Source organism: Ruegeria jejuensis, from assembly GCF_041537905.1.
Taxonomy (GTDB): Bacteria; Pseudomonadota; Alphaproteobacteria; order Rhodobacterales; family Rhodobacteraceae; genus Ruegeria_C.
The window spans coordinates 25,105-47,249 of sequence record NZ_JBGRUO010000014.1; the positions used below are offsets into that span (position 1 = coordinate 25,105).

General features: G+C 60.8%; 20 protein-coding genes. 5 read left to right on the plus strand and 15 right to left on the minus strand.

The annotated features are described in order from the left end of the window. Positions 1-2 precede the first annotated feature (2 nt). The 4 genes from AB1E34_RS16020 to AB1E34_RS16035 all read right to left on the minus strand — a co-directional run bounded on the left by AB1E34_RS16020 (position 3) and on the right by AB1E34_RS16035 (position 5,053). Positions 3-2,180 carry a heavy metal translocating P-type ATPase gene (locus AB1E34_RS16020; RefSeq protein WP_372573343.1) on the minus strand — a complete coding sequence of 726 codons (2,178 nt, stop codon included), beginning with the start codon at positions 2,178-2,180 and terminating at the stop codon, positions 3-5. Between the two features lie 3 nt (positions 2,181-2,183). Next, positions 2,184-2,642: a FixH family protein gene (locus AB1E34_RS16025; RefSeq protein WP_372573344.1), complete on the minus strand. Its 459-nt coding sequence runs from the start codon at positions 2,640-2,642 to the stop codon at positions 2,184-2,186. Between the two features lie 2 nt (positions 2,643-2,644). After that, the gene (gene ccoG, locus AB1E34_RS16030; protein ID WP_372573345.1) at positions 2,645-4,072 is read right to left on the minus strand and encodes a cytochrome c oxidase accessory protein CcoG; all 1,428 of its coding nucleotides are present in this window, start codon (positions 4,070-4,072) and stop codon (positions 2,645-2,647) included. Between the two features lie 111 nt (positions 4,073-4,183). Beyond that, positions 4,184-5,053: a LysR family transcriptional regulator gene (locus AB1E34_RS16035; protein ID WP_372573346.1), complete on the minus strand. Its 870-nt coding sequence runs from the start codon at positions 5,051-5,053 to the stop codon at positions 4,184-4,186. 100 nt (positions 5,054-5,153) lie between these two features. Here AB1E34_RS16035 and AB1E34_RS16040 point away from each other — a divergent pair, with 100 nt between their 5' ends. Next, entirely contained in the window at positions 5,154-5,315 is a 162-nt protein-coding gene (locus AB1E34_RS16040; protein WP_372573347.1) for a hypothetical protein, read from the plus strand. 145 nt (positions 5,316-5,460) lie between these two features. Here the strand turns inward: AB1E34_RS16040 and ccoP are convergent, their stop codons facing one another. From ccoP to ccoN, 4 genes are read right to left on the minus strand one after another with little or no spacing between them, the layout of a single operon-like run. Then, positions 5,461-6,348, minus strand: coding sequence for a cytochrome-c oxidase, cbb3-type subunit III (ccoP, locus tag AB1E34_RS16045; protein ID WP_372573348.1), 888 nt, complete (start codon positions 6,346-6,348; stop codon positions 5,461-5,463). Next, positions 6,345-6,572, minus strand: a complete 228-nt coding sequence (locus AB1E34_RS16050) for a cbb3-type cytochrome c oxidase subunit 3 (RefSeq protein WP_372573349.1) — start codon at positions 6,570-6,572, stop codon at positions 6,345-6,347. The genes ccoP and AB1E34_RS16050 overlap by 4 nt, the downstream gene beginning before the upstream one ends. Before the next feature lie 10 nt (positions 6,573-6,582). After that, complete coding sequence (gene ccoO / locus AB1E34_RS16055) at positions 6,583-7,311, minus strand: cytochrome-c oxidase, cbb3-type subunit II (RefSeq protein WP_372573350.1); 729 nt, start codon at positions 7,309-7,311, stop codon at positions 6,583-6,585. A gap of 14 nt (positions 7,312-7,325) precedes the next feature. Then, positions 7,326-8,933 carry a cytochrome-c oxidase, cbb3-type subunit I gene (gene ccoN, locus AB1E34_RS16060; RefSeq protein ID WP_372573351.1) on the minus strand — a complete coding sequence of 536 codons (1,608 nt, stop codon included), beginning with the start codon at positions 8,931-8,933 and terminating at the stop codon, positions 7,326-7,328. Between the two features lie 195 nt (positions 8,934-9,128). Here ccoN and AB1E34_RS16065 point away from each other — a divergent pair, with 195 nt between their 5' ends. Continuing rightward, entirely contained in the window at positions 9,129-9,968 is an 840-nt protein-coding gene (locus tag AB1E34_RS16065) for a universal stress protein (RefSeq protein ID WP_372573352.1), read from the plus strand. 56 nt (positions 9,969-10,024) lie between these two features. Here AB1E34_RS16065 and AB1E34_RS16070 read toward each other — a convergent pair whose 3' ends face one another. Further along, positions 10,025-10,279 carry a GlsB/YeaQ/YmgE family stress response membrane protein gene (locus AB1E34_RS16070; protein WP_372573353.1) on the minus strand — a complete coding sequence of 85 codons (255 nt, stop codon included), beginning with the start codon at positions 10,277-10,279 and terminating at the stop codon, positions 10,025-10,027. 97 nt (positions 10,280-10,376) lie between these two features. After that, positions 10,377-11,120 carry a transcriptional regulator FnrL gene (gene fnrL / locus AB1E34_RS16075; protein ID WP_306201082.1) on the minus strand — a complete coding sequence of 248 codons (744 nt, stop codon included), beginning with the start codon at positions 11,118-11,120 and terminating at the stop codon, positions 10,377-10,379. Positions 11,121-11,181: 61 nt separating this feature from the next. Here fnrL and hemN point away from each other — a divergent pair, with 61 nt between their 5' ends. Together hemN and AB1E34_RS16085 are read left to right on the plus strand one after the other, a co-directional pair. Beyond that, positions 11,182-12,537: an oxygen-independent coproporphyrinogen III oxidase gene (gene hemN / locus AB1E34_RS16080; RefSeq protein ID WP_372573354.1), complete on the plus strand. Its 1,356-nt coding sequence runs from the start codon at positions 11,182-11,184 to the stop codon at positions 12,535-12,537. 229 nt (positions 12,538-12,766) lie between these two features. Further along, positions 12,767-14,695, plus strand: coding sequence for an elongation factor G (locus AB1E34_RS16085; RefSeq protein ID WP_372573355.1), 1,929 nt, complete (start codon positions 12,767-12,769; stop codon positions 14,693-14,695). 123 nt (positions 14,696-14,818) lie between these two features. Here the strand turns inward: AB1E34_RS16085 and AB1E34_RS16090 are convergent, their stop codons facing one another. The 5 genes from AB1E34_RS16090 to AB1E34_RS16110 all read right to left on the minus strand — a co-directional run bounded on the left by AB1E34_RS16090 (position 14,819) and on the right by AB1E34_RS16110 (position 21,183). Then, a complete protein-coding gene (locus tag AB1E34_RS16090) occupies positions 14,819-16,396 on the minus strand; it encodes an ABC transporter ATP-binding protein (protein WP_372573356.1) in 1,578 nt (525 codons plus the stop codon). Continuing rightward, the gene (locus tag AB1E34_RS16095) at positions 16,393-17,499 is read right to left on the minus strand and encodes an ABC transporter permease (RefSeq protein ID WP_372573357.1); all 1,107 of its coding nucleotides are present in this window, start codon (positions 17,497-17,499) and stop codon (positions 16,393-16,395) included. The genes AB1E34_RS16090 and AB1E34_RS16095 overlap by 4 nt, the downstream gene beginning before the upstream one ends. Next, entirely contained in the window at positions 17,500-18,582 is a 1,083-nt protein-coding gene (locus AB1E34_RS16100; protein ID WP_372573358.1) for a microcin C ABC transporter permease YejB, read from the minus strand. 1 nt (position 18,583) lies between these two features. After that, positions 18,584-20,500, minus strand: coding sequence for an extracellular solute-binding protein (locus AB1E34_RS16105; protein ID WP_372573359.1), 1,917 nt, complete (start codon positions 20,498-20,500; stop codon positions 18,584-18,586). Positions 20,501-20,676: 176 nt separating this feature from the next. Continuing rightward, positions 20,677-21,183, minus strand: a complete 507-nt coding sequence (locus tag AB1E34_RS16110; protein WP_372573437.1) for a c-type cytochrome — start codon at positions 21,181-21,183, stop codon at positions 20,677-20,679. Positions 21,184-21,304: 121 nt separating this feature from the next. Between AB1E34_RS16110 and AB1E34_RS16115 the strand changes: the two genes are divergently transcribed. Beyond that, complete coding sequence (locus AB1E34_RS16115) at positions 21,305-22,138, plus strand: prephenate dehydratase (RefSeq protein ID WP_372573438.1); 834 nt, start codon at positions 21,305-21,307, stop codon at positions 22,136-22,138. Positions 22,139-22,145 lie beyond the last annotated feature (7 nt).

Sequence of the window (22,145 nt, forward strand, 5' to 3'; positions counted from 1 at the left end):
ACTTACCTCAGGCGCAGCGCGTTGAGCGATACTGTAATCGACGAAGCCGACATCGCCAATGCGGCAATAAGAGGCGTCGCAAACCCCGCCACCGCAAGCGGCACGGCGATCACGTTATAGACCGTCGCGATGCGGAAGTTCTCGCGGATGCGCCGTGTGGCTTTCACGGCCGTGGCGCAGGCGTCTGCCAGCGGAGACAGGTCATGACCCAGCAGCACGATATCCGAGGCCACCCGCGCCGCATCCAGTGCCGAGGCCGGCGAGATCGATACATGCGCCGCGGCCAGCGCGGCCGTGTCGTTCAGCCCGTCGCCCACCATCAGCACTTTATGGCCCTGATCGGTCAGGTCGCGCACCCGCAGCGCCTTGTCTGCGGGAAGCGCCTCGGCCTGCCAGGTATTGATGCCCAGACGATCGGCCAGCGCCTCGACAGCAGGGCGTGTGTCACCGGAGATCAGCCGCACATCCTTGCCTGCCTGCTGCAGCGCTGTCACCGCCTCGGCGGCACCTGGGCGCAGCGCGTCATGGAACAGAAACGCGCGCGGCGTTTCAGTGCCGACAGCCAGCCAGGCGGCGGTCTGTGCACCGGGCTCCGCCGCGACCCAGGCGGCGCGACCCAGCCGGACCTGCTGGCCTTGGTACACGCCTTGCGTGCCGAAGCCCGGAACCTCTTCGATCTCCGTGACGTTCGACGGCGCGATCCCTGCCTCCTTGGCGGCGGCGCTGATCGACGCAGAGAGCGGATGTGACGAGGCCTGCGCCAGAGCCAGCGCGATTTGCGCGTCCCGCAGGGGAACATCGCCGAGATTCACAAGCTGCGGAGTTCCGGCGGTCAGCGTGCCGGTCTTGTCGAACACCACCGTGTCGATCTCGGCTAGCCGCTCCAGTGCTGTGGCGTGCTTGATCAGCATCCCCTTGCGGAACAGACGCCCCGAGGCAGCGGTGGTCACTGCAGGCACGGCAAGTCCCAGCGCGCAGGGGCATGTGATGATCAACACGGCGGCGGCAATATTGAGCGCGGTGCGCAGGTCGCCGGAATAGATGTACCAGCCCAGAAAGCTGAGCGCCGACAGGATATGAACGCCGGGCGCGTAAAGCTTGGCAGCGCTGTCAGCCAGCGAGGTGTAACGTGAGCGCCCCGACTCAGCGATGGCCACCAGATCGGCCATACGGTGCAGCGAGGTCTCTTGACCTACGGCAGTAGCGCGCACCGTCAGCGGGCCGGTCAGGTTGACCTCGCCCGCGCTGACGGCGAACCCCGGTTCGGCATAGACCGGCAGGGTTTCCCCGGTCAGCAGCGACCGGTCCAGTTCCGAGCGCCCTTCGATGATCTCGCCATCCACCGGCATCCGCCCGCCGGGCCGCACCAGCACCAGATCGCCGGGCACCAGTTCGGCTACCGGTACCTGTTCCTCGCCCTTTGAGGTCAGCCGGATCGCGCGATGAACCTCCAGCGCGGCTAGTTCTTCGGCGGCAGAGCGGGCCACCGCGCGGGTGCGGTGATCGAGATAGCGGCCTGCAAGCAGAAAAAAGGTCAGCGTCAGCGCTGCGTCGAAATAGGCATGTTCGCCGCTCAGTGAGGTTTCCCAAAGCGACGTGGCCAGTGCCAACAGGATGGCCAGCACGATGGGCACATCCATGTTCAGCCGCCGCACCCGCAGCGCGCTCCAGGCGTTCACAAAGAACGGCTTGGCCGAAAACGCAATCGCCGGGAGCGCAATCGCCGCCGAAATCCAATGGAACATGTCCCGTGTGGCGTCACTGGCCCCGGACCAGACCGACACCGACAACAGCATCACATTCATCGAGGCGAACCCCGCCACCGCCAGCCGCATCAGCAGATCGCGCCCCGCCCGATCGGTCTGCGTGGCCGAGATTGCGCCCGGATCAAGCTCATGCGCCTCATATCCGGCGGCCTCAAGAACTGGGATCAGATCGGCGGCCTGCATGTCCGGCGCGGCCTCGACCATGGCGCGCTTCAGCGTCAGGTTCACCCGCGCGCTGTCGACCCCCGGCACCGCGTTCAGAGCGCGCTCAACATTTGCGATACAGGCCTGACAGTGAATGCCGGGCAGCGACAGCGCGATCCGCGCCTCCTGCGGCGCCGGTTCGACCGCTTGCGCAGGGGCGGCGACGCAAGCCGGACAGGCCGCAGCGGTTGGGCGCAATTGAGCGGTCACCGGTTACCCTTTCACCCGCAGCACGACGCGCTGGCTGAATTCCGTCCCGTCTGCGGCCTTGGCCACCATGCGGATGTTCCAGTTACCCTTGCCCAGTTCGGCCTTGGCCACATAGGCGGACCCGTCAAACAGAAACTCAGGCGCCATATCCTCTTTGACATGGGTGGCGCGGCCCAGCACGGCCTCAAGCTCCGACACCTCGACCGGATGCCCGTTGCTGTCGGTGATTGACAGCACCAACAGCCCGCCCTGCGCCTCGGCGGCAACGGTCCAGCCCAATGCCTCCTGCGCGTCGCGCTTTTCGTTGAATTGCTGCGACGCCACGTAGGAATTCTTGACTTCAAGCCCCGGAAAGGTCCGGACCGCGCTGAAGGCCAGAACCAGGTTCACGGAGATAATGACCGCGAATGCTCCGATAAAGACCGCCGCTGCGTGTTTGCCGGTAAACTTGCGTTCCGCCATGATCAGTTCCCCCGCCCGTTAAAGGTCGTGTCTTTGTGAGCCCGATCGCCATTGGTCAGATCCTCAACCCAGATCCGAACCGGGGTATTGGCCTGTGCCGATGGTGCCGCGTCTTTTGGTGTCACGATATAGACCCGTTGAAGCAGAGCAGTATTGGCCGGGACGGTGACCGAACCCTCTGGCACGCCCTCAAGCTCGACCTGCATTGCCGGGTCCCCTTTCACCGTCACCAGGAAGGGACGATCGTCGCCATGCTTGTTGCGTAACCGCACGTCATAGGTATTGCGGATCGAGCCGTCAGAGAGAGTGACAAAGGTCGGGTTGCGCACGGGTGCCACAGTCAGATCGATATCCGAGCGGATAAAGAGCGCAAAGAGCAGCCCGACCCCGACCAGCGACCACAGCGACGTATACATGATCGTGCGCGGTCGCAGGATATGTTTCCAGATGTTGCGAGGCGGTTTGCCGGCGCGCTCATTGGCCTCGTCCGACAGCGCCATATAGTCGATCAGCCCGCGCGGTTTGCCGATCTTTTCCATCATATCGTCGCACGCATCGATGCAGAGTGCGCAGGTAATGCATTCCATCTGCTGGCCGTCGCGGATGTCGATTCCCACCGGGCAGACATTCACGCAAGCCATGCAGTCGATGCAATCACCCAGCTCGCTATCGGCGGTGCGTTTGCCTTTGCCGCGTGGCTCGCCACGCCAGTCGCGATAGCCGACAACCAGCGTGTCCTCATCCATCATCGCGGCCTGAATGCGGGGCCAGGGACAGGCGTAGATACAGATCTGTTCGCGCGCGAACCCGCCGAAAAAGAAGGTGGTGGCCGTCAGGATCGCCATGGTCGTATAGGCGATCGGATGGGCCTGACCGGTGACCAGATCGCGCACCAGCGTCGGCGCATCGGCAAAGTAGAACACCCAGGCCCCGCCGGTGGCCAGCCCGATCAACAGCCAGACCACCCATTTGGTCAGCCGTAGCCGCGCCTTGCGGAGATCCATCTTTTTCTGTCGGTGCAGCCGCAGCCGCGCGTTCCGGTCGCCTTCGATCCAGCGCTCGACCAGAATGAAAAGGTCGGTCCAGACAGTCTGCGGGCAGGCATAGCCACACCAGACCCGGCCCAGCGCCGAGGTGAACAGGAACAGGCCCAGACCGGCCATGATCAGCAGACCGGCAACGAAGTAGAATTCATGCGGCCATATTTCGATCCAGAAGAAATAGAAGCGCCGGTTGGCCATATCCAGCAGCACCGCCTGATCCGGCAGGCTGGGGCCGCGATCCCAGCGAATCCAGGGCGTCAGATAGTAGATTCCCAGCGTCACCACCAGAATGACCCATTTCAGATTGCGGAACGTGCCGGAGACGCGGCGGGGAAAGATCGGTTCCCTGGCAGCATAGAGGCTGGGGGCGGGCTGGGGGTCGTTCACACAAATGCTCCGGTCAAGAGAGGATGGGGTTTTGCGCCTTCTCACAGATCATAACAGATCGGACTTTGATATGGGTCAAAACGCGCATCGTATAATCACCTTTGCTCGGTTTTAGCCCGCCTGCCGCTTGAGCCAGGCAACGAAGGTCTTCACCGTCGGACGCAGCGCTGCCTGCCCTGTGACGATATGATATCCGCGCCTATCGGTTTCCACGTAGAGCTCGACAAGGCGCCCCGACAGGATGTCCTGCTGGACGAAATGCCGCACTGTTATGGTGACCCCCTGCCCGGCGCGCAGACCGTCCAGCACCAGATTCCCTGGCAAGGATATCCGTCCCGCCGCCGGGTCCATCGCCGCACCGCGCCCAGCAAGCCAGGTCGAGGCCTCGGTGGTTCCAATCTCTTCCAGCCAAGGCAGATGCGCCAGATCGGCAGGGGACCAATCGGCCTTGCCGCCCAACAGCTCAGGCGCGGCGACAATGACCATCGGGGTTTCCAGCAGCATCTGCGACTGAACCCCGGCCCATCCGCCCGCTCCGTATCGGATTGCCACATCAACACCGCCGGGGCGCAGCGCGACCACGTCGGGCGAAGGTTCCAGAATCAGGCTGACCTCGGGGTGATCGCAACGAAAGGCGGGCAGCCGCGGCATCAGCCACGAGGCCGCGAAGGTCGAGGTCAGCGAGACATGCACCGGGCGGTCCGCACCGGATCGTGTCAGATCATCGATCGCCGCGCCGATCGCGGCGAAGCCAAGTTGCAGCGCGCGCGCCAAATGCTCGCCATCCGCCGTCAAACTCAGGGCTTTGCCACTGCGATCCAGCAGCGAAACCCCCAGATGGCTTTCGAGCGCCCGCAATTGCTGACTGATCGCGGCATGGCTTACATTCAGCGCCTCACCCGCCTGTGTCACATTTCGCGTTTCCGCAAATGCTGAAAAGGCTCTAAGAGAGGCCAGTGGGGGTATCTTCATCCAATCCATATGTAACCTCTGATTACATCACCGAATGGGAATTGAGTCGCATTTCTGGCGCCGAATCGCAATCTTGAAAGTAGAGGGCACGCAGCACAGGAGACAGATCATGCTCACCGTCTTTGCCAAATCCTTCATGACCGCGACCCGCGTCAACCAACCGACAATTCGCGATTTGCCGAAACCAAAAGCCAAATCACGGCGGCGGTGGTTGCCCAAGGGTCACTGGTGGGTGCAGACGTCGCGCGATGTCGATCTGAACGATCTTTGATCTGGCGCGACAATCGCGGACTGGACCGAGACGCGTCCAGGTTCTATTTTCGCAAAAAGTGGTGTCGGCTGCTCAGGAAACGCGCGAACAGATCGAGTAGCCGACACCGGACCTTCGGGCGTATGACCGCCCGAAGGTGTTCTGTTTATTCACCCCCGCCGAGCTGGTGCACATAGGTCGCGACGGCGCGAATCTGTGCCTCGGTCAGGCGATTGGTCCAGGATGGCATGACGCCAAAACGGCTGTTGGTCACCGTCTCTGTCAGGGTGTCGTAGTCACCGCCATAGAGCCAGAGCGCATCCGCCAGGTTGGGCGCACCCTGTTCGGGATCGCCGGTGGCGTCCTCCATATGGCACGACGCGCAATTGTCGGCGAAGACCACCGAGCCAGCCTCGACCAGAGAGGCATCCTGCGGCGTGCCCGACAGCGACATCACATAGTTCACTGCCTGATCGATCTCTTCCGGCGTCAGCAACTCGTCCCGGCCAAAGGCGGGCATCTCGGAATAGCGGGCATCCGGGTCGTCTTCGTTGCGGATGCCGTGGGCAATGGTCAGATGGATGTTCTCGATATCCCCGCCCCAAAGCCAGGCATCATCCAGCAGGTTGGGATAGCCGACGGCACCTGCAGCCCCCGATCCGTGGCACTGCGCGCACCATGTCCGGAACACCGCAGCCCCGGAAGAGACCGCATAGTTGCGCAGATCGGCATCTTCGGCGATGTCTTCCATGTTGATGGCCGCCAGCCGAGCGTTAATCTCGGCGTTTGCCTCTTCGGCGGCCACAATTTCCGAGGCGACATCGCCCCGTGTCGACCAGCCCAGAACCCCCGCCGTTGCCGAACTGACCAGCGGCCAGGCCGGATAGGCGATGGTGTAAATCACGCCCCAGATGATGGTCGCGTAGAAGGTCCACAACCACCAGCGCGGCATCGGGTTGTCGAATTCCTCGATCCCGTCCCATGTGTGGCCGGTCGTATTGGGATCGCCCGGCTGGTGGGAGGAGGCGCGTTTGTTGTCCTCTGGCTGGGTCATGTCTTTGCCTCCTCGTTTGTGGCGGCTTTGTCTTCTTGCGCTCGGGCTTCGGTGTCATCGCTTATGGGAGCGTCAACATGTCGGAACGGGATATTTGCGGTGTCTTCATGGGTTTTGGAACTGCCCGGGCGGAACGCCCAGAATATGATCCCAACAAACACCAGAAAGAGCAGCAACAGCATCCAGCTATCCGCGAATTGTCTGAGCAGAGTGTATTCTTCCATCTCACCCTCCTCAGCGGTTCGCGTCAGGCGTGAAGGTCGAGAAATCGACCAGCGTACCCAGCATCTGCAGATAGGCGATCAGTGCATCGGTCTCCGAGATCCCCGGCTGACCGTCGAAATTGCGCACGCTGACCGTGTCGCCATAGCGTTCGAGCAGCCCGTCATAATCGCTGTCGGGATCGGCCTGCGCACGGAAATCCGCCTGTGCGGCCTCCAGCATCTCTTCGGTATAGGGCACGCCCACGAACGCGTTCGTCGCCATCAGATCGCCGATATACTTGCCATCGATCATGCGATCTTCGAGGAAGGCGTATTTCGGCATCACCGATTCCGGCACAACGGCTTCGGGATTGCGCAGATGGTCCACATGCCATTCATCCGAATAGCGCCCACCGACACGGGCAAGATCAGGCCCGGTCCGCTTGGAACCCCACTGGAACGGGTGGTCATACATCGACTCCGCTGCCAGCGAGTAATGGCCATAGCGTTCGACCTCGTCCCGCATGGGCCGGATCATCTGGCTGTGACACACATAGCAGCCCTCGCGGATATAGATGTCGCGTCCGGCCAATTCGAGAGGGGTGTAGGGGCGCATGCCCTCCACCTTCTCGATGGTGTTTTCCAGATAGAACAGCGGTACGATCTGCACGATCCCACCAATGGTCACGACCAGAAAGCTGAGAACCAGCAGGAGGGTCGCGTTGGTCTCGATGAGCTTATGTTTGTCGAGAATTGCCATTGCTCCGGCCCTCCTTATTCAGCCGGGACCGCGACGGTCAGGCTGGCCTCTTTGGCCGGTGCCCGACGGACGGTCATCCACAGGTTGTAGCACATGATCGCGGCACCAACGAGGAAGAACACCCCGCCGATCGCCCGCACCACATACATCGGTATGACGGCGGAGACGCTGTCGGCGAACGAGTTCACGAGGAAACCGTTGGCATCAACTTCGCGCCACATCAGACCCTGAGTGATACCCGCCACCCAAAGCGATGCCGCGTAGAGGATGATCCCGATCGTTGCCAGCCAGAAATGCCAGCTAACCAGGCTGAGCGAATAGAGACGCTCGCGCTTCCACAGCACCGGCACCAGATAGTAGAGCGCGCCGAAGGTGATCATGCCGTTCCATCCCAAGGCACCGGAGTGCACGTGGCCGATGGTCCAGTCGGTATAGTGGCTCAGGCTGTTGACCGCGCGGATCGACATCATCGGCCCTTCAAAGGTGGACATGCCGTAAAAGCCCAGCGAGATCACCATCATCCGGATCACCGGATCGGTGCGCAGCTTGTCCCAAGCCCCCGACAGGGTCATCAGACCGTTGATCATGCCACCCCAGCTCGGCATCCACAGGATGATCGAGAACACCATGCCCAGGGTGGAGGCCCAGTCCGGCAACGCGGTGTAGTGCAGGTGGTGCGGACCCGCCCAGATATACAGGAAGATCAACGCCCAGAAGTGGATGATAGACAGCTTGTAGGAATAGACCGGGCGTCCGGCCTGTTTCGGGATGAAGTAGTACATCATTCCCAGGAACCCGGCAGTCAGGAAGAAGCCCACGGCGTTATGCCCGTACCACCACTGCACCATCGCATCCTGAACCCCGGACCAGAGGATCACCGACTTCGAACCCCAGATGCTGACCGGGATGGTCAGGTTGTTGACCAGATGCAACATCGCCACGGTGACGATAAAGGCCAGATAGAACCAGTTTGCCACGTAGATATGCGGCTCTTTGCGCTTGATGATCGTGCCGAGATAGACCGCGAGGTAAGCCACCCAGACGATCGTCAGCCAGATATCGACATACCATTCCGGCTCGGCATATTCCTTGGATTGCGTCCCGCCCAGCAGGTAGCCGGTCGCGGCCAGAACGATGAACAGCTGATAGCCCCAGAATACGAACCACGCCAGATTGCCCCCCCAGAGGCGCGCGGCCGAGGTGCGCTGCACCACATAGAACGACGTGGCCAGCAGGGCATTGCCACCAAAGGCGAAGATGACCGCCGAGGTGTGTAGCGGGCGCAGACGTCCGAAATTGGCATATCCCTGCGCCCATTCGAAGTTGAGCGCCGGGAAGGCCAATTGAAAGGCGATGAACACACCGACCAGAAAGCCAACAACGCCCCAGAAGGCGGTGGCAATCACACCGTATCGAATGACCCCATCCATATATTCGCCGGAATAGTCGATTGGAATGTCTGGCTCATCGGTCTTGCGCAATATCCACAAGAACATTCCGCCGGACAGCAGCAAAACGATGATGGCATGAACCATGTATGCCTCATCGCGCGCATAGTTGATTGCCATCATCGAAAACAAGGCAATCAGACCAAGCACTACGAGCTTGATATAATTCAGCATTTCGCGTCCCTTTACTAAACCCGTTGCGAATCCTACATGCGCCGGGTCTGTTTTACTGGGCGCTTGAATGCATCTCGCACAGGTTCTTTTCCTTGATCTGTGTCAAGACGATAACCCGAATTCCATGGCAGTCATATCCTCAACGGGACGCAGATTCCCGTCTTGCGTGCGACCTTTCGTCAGTAAGAGGAGCAGATGTCGTATAAATCCCTTTTGACCGTGTTGACCGATACCGAGCAGGCGCGCGGTGTGCTCAACCACCTCACCACTCTCGCTCAGGAGCTAGACGCGCATGTCGAGGTCATGTGCCTTGGGGTCGACCGCACCCAGACCGGGTATTATTACGCCGGGGCAAATGCGCTGATCCTGCAGGAAACCCTGACCCGCGCCACCGCCGAAGCGGCTGAGATCCGGCAGTTGGCAGAGTCTATCCTCAGCCCGTCGGGAATTCGCTGGTCGGTCGAGGAAGGCGTCGCGCAGATGGCTGATATCGGGCGTCATGTCGCGCATCGCGCCCGGTTTTCCGATCTGGTCGTGCTGCCGCGCCCCTATGGTCCCAACCACGGAACCGAGGCCGAACCGGTGGTCGAGGCCGCCATGTTCGAGGGTCACGCCCCGGTAATCGTCTTGCCGGACGACAACACTTCACCAGCGATACCGCGACGGGTTCTGATCGGCTGGAACGAAAGCGTCGAGGCGATGCGCGCGATCCGTCTGGCTCTGCCGTTTCTGAAAACAGCGGACATCGCGCGGATCGTCGCAATTGCGCCCCCAACCCACGGGCCCGACCGCTCTGACCCGGGCGGGCTGCTGTCGCAAATGCTGGCGCGGCACGGGGTCAAATGCGAGATCGACGTGCTGAACAAATCCATGACGCGGGTGTCGGATATCCTGAACCGGCACGCCGACGACAAGGAGGCAGATATGATCGTGATGGGGGCCTATGGGCATTCGCGCTTCCGCGAGGCCATTCTGGGCGGCGCGACACGCAACATGCTGGAGGTCGCGAAAGTCCCGATCTTTCTCGCCCATTGATCCAGCCGCGAGCGACCGCAGATCCAAGCCGCCCACCAAGGGCGGCTTGAGGCGTTTCAGCCACGTCTGATCAACCCGATCAGAAACAACAGGATCACAGCCCCCACGGTTGCAAAGAAGATCGAGGAAAACAGCCCCCCGCCCAAGGCAAAGCCAAGCGCCGGAAAGATCGTTCCGGCCAGAAAGGCCCCGACCACCCCGACAATGATATTGCCGATCAGGCCAAATCCGCGACCTTCCATGATTTTGCCTGACAGCCAACCCGCGATTGCGCCGATAAACAGCATTGCCAAAAGGCTACCGAACTCCATTCCGAACTCCCGAGACATGTTTCGAAAGTCACACTAGAGCACGGAAATCTGCCGCGGTCACGCTCGAATGGATATACCTGCTGCGTCAGTCGAGGACTCAGGCCAGCAGCCCACCATCACTGTCGTCACCAGCCTCGTCCATCAACCGGTCCATATCCGGCACGGTCACATGGCGTTTGCCTTCCAGCACGATGACACCGTCCTTGCGAAGGGCCGAGATCTGACGACTGACGGTTTCCAGCGTAAGGCCAAGGTAATCCGCCATCGCTTCGCGGGTCAGCGGCAGATCAAACACGACGCGGCCCGTGGCAACTCCCATGCCCAGTGTGGCATCACGGCGGGCGATGATCGACAACAGGCTGGCTATCTTTTCGCGCGCCGTCTTGCGGCCCAGAACCAGCATCCATTCCCGCGCCGCATCCAATTCGTCCAGCGTCATCTGCAACAGCCGGTGTGCGATATGGGGCGTGCTGGCCATCATGTTCTCAAATGGCGTCTTGCGGAAACAGCACATCACAACATCAGAGGTGGCCACTACGTTGTAAGCCGCCGAATCGCGGCCCGGCCGCCCGACGAAATCCGATGGCAACAGCAGCCCGACCATCTGGGTCCGGCCGTCTTCCATTGTCTGGGTCAGGGTCGCAACCCCCGATACCAACGACCCCACGAACTCCATATGATCGCCCGCCCACAAGATCGTCTGACCCGCCTCGTAGCTGCGGTAGTATTTTATGGTTTCGAGCTCTGCCAGTTCGTCCGCATTGCACTTGGCACAAACGGCACGATGCCGAATCGGACACTCACCGCAGGCTGAGGGCGCCAATTTTGCATGCTTGGTCATAATTCGTCCTAATTGATCTGGGTCAAAGCCTCGAACTGAGACCCGATAATACAGAGGTGACATGAATACGAAACCGAATTTGGCGGGCCTAGGCCTATTTGACGCAAGGGTGCCTCGGTACACCAGCTATCCAACTGCGCCGCAGTTCAATAATGACGTGGGGGCTGATCGCTTCGGAAAGTGGATCGCGGGGATCGCGCCGGGCAGTTCCATCTCGCTTTACATTCATGTGCCCTTCTGCAGACGCCTGTGCTGGTTCTGTGCCTGCCGGACGCAAGGGACCAAAACCGCGTCCCCCGTCGCGGCCTATCTGGAAACGCTCAAGGCGGAGCTGCGGCTGCTGCAGCAACATCTGCCTTCAGATGTGACCCTGTCGCGCCTGCATTGGGGCGGCGGCACACCGACACTGCTATCACCCGAGATGATGCGCGACCTGGCGGGTGCCATCGCCGATGTTACCCCCTTTGCCGAAGACGCAGAATTCTCGGTCGAGATCGACCCGAATGAAATTGACGCCGAACGGCTGGACGCGCTGGCCGAGGCAGGCATGAATCGCGCCTCGATCGGGGTGCAGGATTTCGACGAAAACATCCAGAAGACCATCGGCCGTTTGCAAAGCTATGATGTGACCCGCGACGCCGCCGAAATGCTGCGTGCGCGCGGCATTCATAGCCTGAACGCTGATATCCTCTATGGCCTGCCGCATCAGACCACGGCGCGGATCACCGAAAGTGTCCAGAAACTGCTGTCGCTGAACCCCGACCGCGTTGCGCTTTACGGCTACGCGCATGTGCCCTGGATGGCCAAGCGCCAGCAGATGATCCCCTCGGATGCACTGCCCACCCCCGAACAACGGCTTGGCCTGTTCGAAACCGCAAGGCAGCTGTTTATCTGGGACAATTACAACGAGATCGGCATCGACCATTTCGCAACGCAGGAAGACGGGCTGAGCCATGCCCAGCGCAAAGGACACCTGCGCCGTAACTTCCAGGGCTACACTGACGACCCCTCCGATGTGCTGATCGGTGTCGGGGCCTCTTCGATCTCGAAGTTTCCGCAGGGCTACGCGCAAAATGCCTCGGCCACGGCACAGCATACCGCCGCGATCCGTGAGGGACGCTTTTCAGTCGCACGTGGCCACAGCTTCAACGGCGAGGACAAGCTGCGCGGGCGCCTGATCGAAGCCCTCATGTGCGATTTCCGCATCGACCGCCAAGAGATCGAAAGCACCTTTGTGCTGCCCAAAGATAAACTGGAAAGCATGTTCCAGGCCGCCGACGCCGCCTTTGACGGTCTGTTGCAGATCACCGATGACGGGCTTTTCATTCCACAGCCCGCTCGGCCATTGACGCGCATGATCGCCCGGCACTTCGACGCCTATGACCTCAGCAAGGCGGGCCACAGTTCGGCCGTCTGATCCGCGCGCCCCATGACCCTGCATTCCGCCGAAGACAGCCGTCCCGCACGCAAGGGGCTTGACGTCCGACCCCCTGATTTCTCACACTCAGGGAAGAGTGCGCCGGGTCTTGATCCCCGCGCACCGAGGCAGAGGCCAGACATACAGCGCAAGCGAACGAACCCGCATTCGTTCGGCCCTAACCGTGCAGCAAACATAAATACTGCAGCACACCGAGAGGGAACTCACCATGCGCGTCTTTACGGTCCTAGGCCCTACCCAATCCGGCAAATCTACGCTCGTCGAGGCGATCAGCCGCCTCGATGACCGGCCCACCAAATTCGATGTATCCGGAACCGTGCACCTGCACGGTTTTTCTTACTTGGGCGAGCCGTGGTGCGCCGTCGACGTGGATGGCGGCGGCGATGCGCTTGCTTATGTGGGCCCGGCGATGGCACTGTCCGATGCCGCCGTGGTGGTGGTCCCGCCCGACCCTGATGCGGCGGTGCTGTGTGCGCCGTATCTGAGGTTAGTTGAAGAGGCGGGCATCCCCTGTTTCCTGTTCATCAACCGGATGGACAACCCCAATGGTCGCATCCGAGATATCGTCTCGGGTCTACAGAGCTATTGCACCCACCACATCACCTTGCGGCAGGTTCCCATCCGCGAAGGCGATCAGATCGTAGGCGCGGTTGACCTGATCTCGGAACGGGCCTGGAAGTATCAGGAGGGCCAGCCCTCGGCCCTGATCGAGCTGCCACAATCCACTGAGGATCGCGAGCAGGAGGCGCGCACCGAACTGCTCGAAACCCTCTCGGACTTTGACGACGCGTTGCTGGAGCAGTTGATCGAAGACAAGCACCCGGCCAATGACGAGGTGTTCGACATCGCCGCCAAGGTCTTGCAGAACCATCAACTGATCCCGGCCTATCTGGGGGCTGCAATGCACGGCAACGGCCTGACGCGGATGATGAAGGCGCTGCGCCATGAAGCGCCCGAGTTCGACATCGCGGCCAACCGCGACGAGGCAGGCGAAAAGGCGCGCGCGATTGCAGGCTTTGCCGATGTGAAGAAACATATCGGCAAGATCACCGTGCTGCGCGGGCTGGGCGAGGGCGTCAAGGCGCATGAGGCGCTGGGTGGTGAAACCGTGGGCAGCATGACCGCGCTGGACGCCAAGACACAGATCGGCGCGCTGGAAGCGGGCCAGATCGGGTTGGCGGTGAAATCCGATCACCTCAACCCCGGCCTGCTTTATGACAGCGCCAGCAGCAGCCCCCTGCCGGAATGGGCGCAGTGCCATGCGCCTGGCCACCGCCAACTGGTGACCCCGACCCATGAGCGCGACGATGTGCGCCTGTCAAACGCATTGTCACGGCTGGCCGAAATCGACCCGGGGCTGAGCCTGTCACAGGATGCGACCTCGGGCCATCCTGTGCTGGGCACACAAGGCCCGCAGCACATGCGCCGGGTGACCGAGAAACTGGCCGAGGATTTCGGGATCGAGATCACCACCGATCAGGTCGAAACCGCCTATCGCGAAACGATCCAGAAAACGGTCGAACACCGCTATCGCCATCGCAAGCAGTCAGGTGGTGCGGGGCAGTTCGCGGATGTCGTGATCTCGATCGCTCCGCTGCCGCGCGGGTCGGGATTCGTGTTTGGCGAGGTCGTCAAAGGCGGCACCGTGCCGCGCAACCATATCCCCTCCGTCGAACACGGGGCCGAGGATGCGCTGGCAGAGGGGCCGCAGGGCCACCCGGTGGTCGATGTGAAAGTGACGCTGAAAGATGGCAAGCATCATTCGGTGGACAGCTCCGACTTTGCGTTCCGCACCGCTGGCAAAGCCGCTGTTCGTGAAGCGCTCACGATGGCCAAACCGGTCGTTCTGCAACCCATCCTGAGAGCCGAGATTCACCTGCCGTCGCAATTCGTGGGCGATCTGGTGCCCACGATCAGCGCACTTCACGGACAGGTGTTGGGGTTCGAGGGCAATCCCAACGCCTCGGGCTGGGAGATTTTCAACGCCTTGCTGCCTGCGGTGGCACAGGACGAGCTGCACCGCTCGATCGCCAGCGCCACACGTGGCACAGGCTGGGCGCAGCTGGATTTCGACCATTACGAGGAATTGCGCGGGCCTGCACCAAAGTCGGCAAAAGACAAGATGGCCAACGCCTGATCTTTCCCGTTGCGGGAACAAGGCATTTGCAAACGCTGTGCAAGCGGTTTCGAAACCGCTTGGCCGTTCATTGCTTGCGCGTAATTCGTTCCGAAAACCGGTTCCCCGTTTTCGGATTGCGCTCTAGCCCGCCGCCGCGATCAACTCACGCGTATATTCGGTCTGCGCATTCTCGAAGAGCGACTCGGCCGCACCCGTCTCGATCACATCCCCCTGTTTCATCACCACAACCTGATGCGACATCGCCCGCACCACCTTGAGGTCATGTGAGATGAACAGATAGGCCAGCCCGTATTTCTGCTGCAGGTTCCGCAGCAACTCCACGATCTGCACCTGCACCGTCATGTCCAGCGCTGAGGTCGGCTCATCCAGAACCAGCAGCTTGGGCCGCAGGATCATCGCCCGCGCAATGGCGATCCGCTGCCGCTGGCCGCCGGAAAACTCATGCGGATAGCGGTCCATCGCTTCCGGGTCGAGGCCCACTTCCTCCATCACCTCAGCCACCAGATCACGCGGTGCGCGATGCGGGTCGACCTGATGAATGGCGAGGCCTTCGGAAATGATCTGCATGCAGGTCATGCGCGGGCTGAGCGAGCCGAACGGGTCCTGAAACACGATCTGCATATCCTTGCGCAGTCGCCTGAGCTCTCGCGTCGACCATTTGCGCACGTCCTGTCCACGAAACGTGATCGCCCCTTCAGAGCCGATCAGCCGCATGATCGCCAGCGCCAGCGTTGTCTTGCCCGAGCCGCTTTCGCCCACGATGCCCAGCGTTTCACCAGCGCGGACGGTGATCGTGGCGTCATTGACAGCCTTCACATGGCCCACGGTGCGCTTGAGAAAGCCGCGCTGGATCGGGAACCAGACCTTGAGGTTGTCGGTGCGCGCGATCTCTTCTGCGCTTGCGTCAACCGGTTGGGGTGAACCCGAGGGCTCTGCGGCCAGAAGTTTCTGCGTGTAAGGGTGCCGCGGGTTGTCGAATATCTCGACGGTCGCGCCGGTCTCGACGATCTCGCCATCCTTCATCACGCAGACCCGGTCGGCGATGCGCCGCACAATGCCCAGATCATGGGTGATGAACAGCATCCCCATATTCTCGGCCTTTTGCAGGTCCGCAAGCAATTCCAAAATCTGCGCCTGAATGGTCACGTCGAGCGCCGTGGTCGGCTCATCCGCAATCAGGATGTCGGGTTTGTTGGCTAGCGCCATGGCAATCATGACCCGCTGCCGCTGTCCGCCCGAAAGCTGATGCGGATAGGCGTCCAGCCGTTCCTCGGGATCGCGAATCCCGACCTTGTTCAGCAATTCCACGATCCGCGCCCGCGCCGCGTCACCGGTCACGCCCTGATGCAGGGCGAGGCTTTCGGCCATCTGCTTCTGGATCGTGTGCAGCGGGTTGAGCGAGGTCATCGGCTCCTGAAAGATGAAGCTGATATCGTTGCCGCGCACATCCATCAGACGCTGTTTCGAGGCGCCGATCATCTCCTGCCCGTCATAGGTAACCGAGCCTTCGACGATGGCGCTATCGCCCAGCAGCGACACGGTGCTGAGCGCGGTGACCGATTTGCCGGACCCGGATTCGCCCACCAGCGCCACGGTCTCGCCGCGATCAACGGTGAAGGAGACACCCTTGACCGCCGCCGAAACCTGCCCGTCCTGTTGGAACGAGACCTTGAGGTTCTTTACATCCAGCAGGCTCATGAAAAGGTCTTCCTCGGGTCAAACGCATCGCGGACGCCTTCGAAGATGAAGACCAGAAGCGAGAGCATGATGGCAAAGGTGAAAAACGCGGTGAAGCCCAGCCACGGCGCCTGCAGGTTCTGTTTCGCCTGCAACGTCAGCTCTCCCAGCGACGGCGCCGAGGATGGCAGGCCGAAGCCCAGGAAGTCCAGCGAGGCCAGTCCACCGATCGTGCCGGTCACGATAAAGGGCAGGAAGGTCAGCGTCGCCACCATCGCGTTGGGTAGCATGTGACGGAACATGATGGTCATATTACCCACGCCCAGCGCCTTGGCCGCGCGCACATATTCCAGGTTCCGCGCCCGCAGGAACTCGGCCCGCACCACCCCCACCAGCCCTGTCCACGAGAACAGGATCATAAGCGCCACCAGCAGCCAGAAACTTCGTCCCAGAATGGCGAACATGATGATGATGACGTAAAGCGACGGCGTTGCTGACCAGATCTCGATAATGCGCTGAAAGATCAGGTCGAGCCAGCCGCCAAAGAAGCCCTGAATGGCCCCGGCAAAGATGCCAATCAGGCTGGCCACCCCGGTGACCAGCAGTGTGAACAGGATCGACAGGCGGAAGCCATAGATCACCCGCGCCAACACGTCGCGTTTGGTGTCATCGGTGCCCAACAGGTTCTGACCATTGGGCGGCAGCGGGGCCGCGCCGGGGCGATCAACGGAGGTGTTGAAGGAATAGGGGATTGGCGGCCAGATGGCCCAGCCGCGCTCGAACCCCTCGGCCTCAAACGTACCCGCCTTGATCTCGTCGAGGATACCTTCGGGATCGTCGAAACAGTCCTCCAGGCCACCACTGTCGATCAAGCATTTGACCTCGGGATCGCTATAGATTGCCTCGGTTCGGAAATCGCCGCCAAATGCGGTTTCGGGATAGAACTTGAAGATCGGGGCATAGTACTCGCCGCGATACTGTACCAGGATCGGCTTGTCATTGGCGATGAACTCGGCAAAGAGCGACATCCCGAAGATCACCGAAAAGATGATCAGCGACCAATAGGCCCTTCCGTTGCGGCGGAAGTTGCGCCAGCGGCGCTGGTTGAGAGGAGAGAGCGCCATTTACCCCTCCCGCTTTTCGAAATCGATGCGCGGATCGACCAGCACATACATCAGGTCACTGATGATGCCGACGACCAGCCCCATCAGACCAAAGATGAAGAGCGTGCCGAAGATCACCGGGTAATCGCGCGCCACAGCCGCCTCGAAGCCCAGCCGCCCAAGGCCATCAAGCGAAAAGATGGTTTCGATGATGATCGAGCCGCCAAAGAATACGCCGATGAACACCGCAGGGAATCCGGCGATCACGATCAGCATCGCGTTGCGGAACACATGGCCGTAAAGCACCTTGTGCTCACTCAACCCCTTGGCGCGGGCGGTCATGACATAGTGCTTCTTGATCTCGTCCAGAAACGAGTTCTTGGTCAGCAGCGTCAGCGTTGCAAAGGCAGCGATGGTCGATGCCAGAACCGGCAGGGTGATATGCCAGAAATAATCCAGAACCTTGCCGGTCAGGCTGAGACTGTCCCAATTGTCCGAGGTCAGGCCGCGTAGCGGGAATATCTGCCAATAAGAGCCACCAGCAAAGAGCACCAGCAGCAGGATCGCAAAGAGAAAGCCGGGGATCGCATAGGCCACAATGATCGCACCGCTGGTCCAGGTATCGAAACTGCTGCCATCACGCACCGCCTTGCGAATACCTAGCGGAATCGAGATAAGATAGGCGATCAGCGTCGACCAGAGCCCCAGCGATATCGACACCGGCATCTTTTCCAGCACCAGATCAATCACGCTGATCGAGCGGAAATAGCTCTGCCCGAAATCCAGCGTCAGATAATTGCCCATCATGCCCAGAAACCGCTCCAACGGCGGTTTGTCGAAGCCGAATTCCTTTTCCAGCTCCGCGATGAATTCTGGCGGCAACCCGCGCGCGCCGATATATTGCTCATCCCCGCCCTGCGGTTCGGGGCTGGACCCCTCGCCACCTGCAAAGCCGGCAAAGACGTCGCCCTGCCCTTCGATCTGCGCGATGATCTGTTCGATCGGGCCACCCGGCACAAATTGCACCAGAGTGAAGTTCATGATCATGATGCCCAGCAGGGTCGGAATGACCAGCAGCAGGCGTCTTAGGATATAGGCACCCATGTTACCGCAGCGCGCCTTCTGCCTTCAGCTTTGCGGCCTTTTCCTCATCAACCCACCACAAGTCGAGGTGACCCAGAGAAAAGGGCGGCAGCATTTCCGGATATTCATACATGTCGTAATAGGCCACCCAGTAATTCGCCACATACCCATCGGGGATCACGAAGAACTCATGGCGCAGCGCCCGGTCCAGCGCCATCAGCGCGGCGTCCTGCTGGTTCTGGTCGGTGGTGTCGAACGAGGCCTCGATGATCGCGTCGACCAGCTCGCTTGCCAGACCTGCCGGATTGAACAGGCTGAACGCGGCCTCTTTCGAACCATACATCTGGCTCAGCCCTCCGCCCGTGGACAGGAACGCGCCGTAGCGGTTCGAATAGATCATGTCATAGTCGCGCTCGCGGCTGCGCAGCGTGTATTGCGCGGGGTCGATCTTGTCGGCCTTGGCATCCACACCCAGCGCCTGCAAGTTCTGCACATAGGTCTCGATCATCGTCGTGATCGAGGTAGGCAGGCTGGAAGGGTACGGGATTTCGACCTTGAGCGTCTGGCCTTCGGCATTGCGCCGCAGGTTGCCCGCACCCACGTCCCATCCGGCCTCGTCCAGCATCCGCGAGGCTTTGCGCAAGTTGTTGCGGTCATTCAGCCTTGCCGCTCGGGATTCATGTTGCAGCAGGGCGGGTTCAGTGAAGATGCCCTCGGGCACCACATCGCCCAGCGATTTCAGAAACGCCAGCTCGTCCCCTTCAGGCGTGCCGGTCGCCTCAAGATGAGTGCCCTGCACGAACGAGTTCCGCTGCGTGTTCAGACCGAACATCAGCGATTCGTTTGCCCATTCGAAGTTGAACGCCAGCGCCAGGGCCTCGCGTACTTTCTTGTCGGCAAATTGCGGCTTGCCCAGGTTGAACACAAAGCCCGATGGCGTCGGCGGGCTGCGATCGGGGATCTCGTCCTTGACCACCTGGCCGTTCTGGACCTTGGGAAAATCATAGTTGGTCGCCCAGATCTTGGGGTCGCTTTCGATCCGGTAGGTGTAGACCCCGGCCTTGAATGCCTCGAACGCGGCCGTCTGATCGGCGAAATACTCGACACGGATTGTGTCGAAATTGTTGCGCCCCACGTTGAACGGCAGGTCTTGGCCCCAGTAATCGTCCCGGCGCTTGTAGACGATGCGGCGGTTGATATCGTAGCTGTCCAGCTTGTAGGGGCCGGAGCCGACGGCCACTTCCAGCCGCGGCTCATCCAGACGGCGCGTCTCGTCGGCTTCGAACCAGGCCTTCGAAAACACGGTTGTGTTGCCCACTGTTTCAATCAGGCTGCGGCGGCTGACCTCGGGGTTGAAGGTGAATTTCACCGTATGATCATCCAGCGCCTCGGCCCCGGTGACCAGACGACTCACGGCCTGCGCATAAGAGGGCAGCCCTTGGGTGATGAAAAGCTTGTGGCTGTAAACCACGTCATGGGCCGTCACCGGCGTGCCGTCCCAGAATGTCGCCTCGGGCCGCATGTGAAAGATCACGTAGTTGCGGTCCTTGTCATACTCCAGGCTCTCAGCCAGCACGCCGTAGTATTGCCCGACCGAGTCGCTGCTGCTTTCGATGAGGCTGTCATACTGGATCGAGGTCAACGCCCCCGGGCGGCCCTTGCGCGAATACGGGTTGAGCGAATCAAACGTGCCCGACGCGGCAAGCGACATCTCGCCGCCTTTCGGGGCCTCGGGGTTCACATAGTTCAGATGCGGGTAATCCTCGGGGTAGTCGAGATTGCCGAAATACGAATAGCCATGGCTGCGCACGACCTCGTCATTGGCCCGCAACAACGTTGCCCCACCCAAGAATAACGCGACCGACAGTCCCAGAACACCAGCAAACCTTAGCCTTGCATCAAGGACACCCACACGGGCTGCAGCTTTGGGGATCTTCATCGGCTCATCCTCTCCGGTCTGGTTGGCGTTAAGGGCCAATCTCGCTTGTGCTAGAAAATGGTCCAGCGATTCAAGTTGCAAGTTTAGAACATGTGAACGCTTCGTGAAGAAGCGTTAATGAAAGAAAAAGGGCCACTGCAACGGCAGCGGCCCCAAAAAAATCCATGTATCCCGGCTCAGTTGTCGAGGCTGTCCAGATAAGCGATCAGATTGATACGATCGCTTTGCTTCTTCAGGCCTGTAAAGGCCATCGACGTACCTGAAACGGAGCTTCTGGGGTTAGCCAGGAACGCATCCAGCTCTTCCACGGTCCAATCACCGCCCTTTTCCTGCATCGCCGAGGAGTATCCGAACCCAGCAGCCGATGCGACCGGGCGACCCACCACACCGTAAAGGTAAGGACCGGTGCCATTGGCGCCATCTTCCAGCTTGTGGCAGGCTTGGCATTTCTTGAATACGTTCGCGCCCTTGTCGGCTTCCGCTGCCATCATCAGCTCGTCGAAATTGACCTCTTCGGCCTCGCTGACGGTGTCGTTGCTTTCCAGCGGCTCAACAATATAGGCGGCCTCGCCATGGCCACCCACATGATAGATTTCTTCCGCGGCCCATTTCCCCAGAAGAAACACCAGGAAGGCGCCAAAGAAGCCTGCAGCGGCCTTTGTAACTGTCATCGTGTCGAACATTGATCGCGAGTCCATTTCAGCTGTCTGCGCAGGTGTCTAAGGCTTCCCCTCGCAAGAGGCAAGGTATAGACAGCGCGACCAAATGCCCAATTCGCGGGCTTGTTGCATGGAAGCCTATCAAATGACCAATCGCATCGCCTTCCAGGGAGAACCCGGCGCCTATAGCCACGAGGCCTGCCGAGACGCGCGCCCTGACATGGAACCGCTGCCCTGCCGCACCTTCGAGGACGTGATCGAAGCGGTGCGCGGCGGCGCGGCCGACCTGGCCATGCTGCCGGTTGAAAACACCACCTATGGCCGCGTGGCCGATATCCACCGGCTGCTGCCCCATAGCGGTCTGCGCATCATCGACGAGGCCTTTGTGCGGGTCCATATCAACCTGCTTGCAGTGCCCGGCACAACGCTGGATCAGGTGCGCGAGGCGCATTCCCATCTGGTGCTGCTGCCGCAATGCGCCGGATTCCTGCGCGAACACCGGATCACCGGCCGAGTCAGCCCCGACAATGCCCGCGCCGCCCGCGAGATTGCCGAACGCGGCGAACCGGCCGTTGCCGCACTGGCCAGCGAGTTGGCCGGCGAGATTTACGGGCTGGATGTGCTGGCCCGCCATATCGAGGATCAGGGCAACAACACCACCCGGTTCCTGATCATGTCGCGCGAGGCTGACATGACACGCCGCGGCGATCACGGCATGATCACTTCATTCGTGTTTCAGGTCCGCAACATCCCCGCCGCGCTTTACAAAGCGATGGGAGGGTTCGCGACCAATGGCGTGAACATGACCAAACTGGAAAGCTACATGGTCGACGGGTCCTTTACCGCGACTCAATTCTATGCCGATATCGAAGGGCACCCCGAGGATCCAAACGTGCAACTGGCGCTGGACGAATTGACCTACTTCACCGCCGAGCTTGAGGTTCTGGGCGTCTACCCCGCCACCCGCCAGCGCATCTGATCCGGAT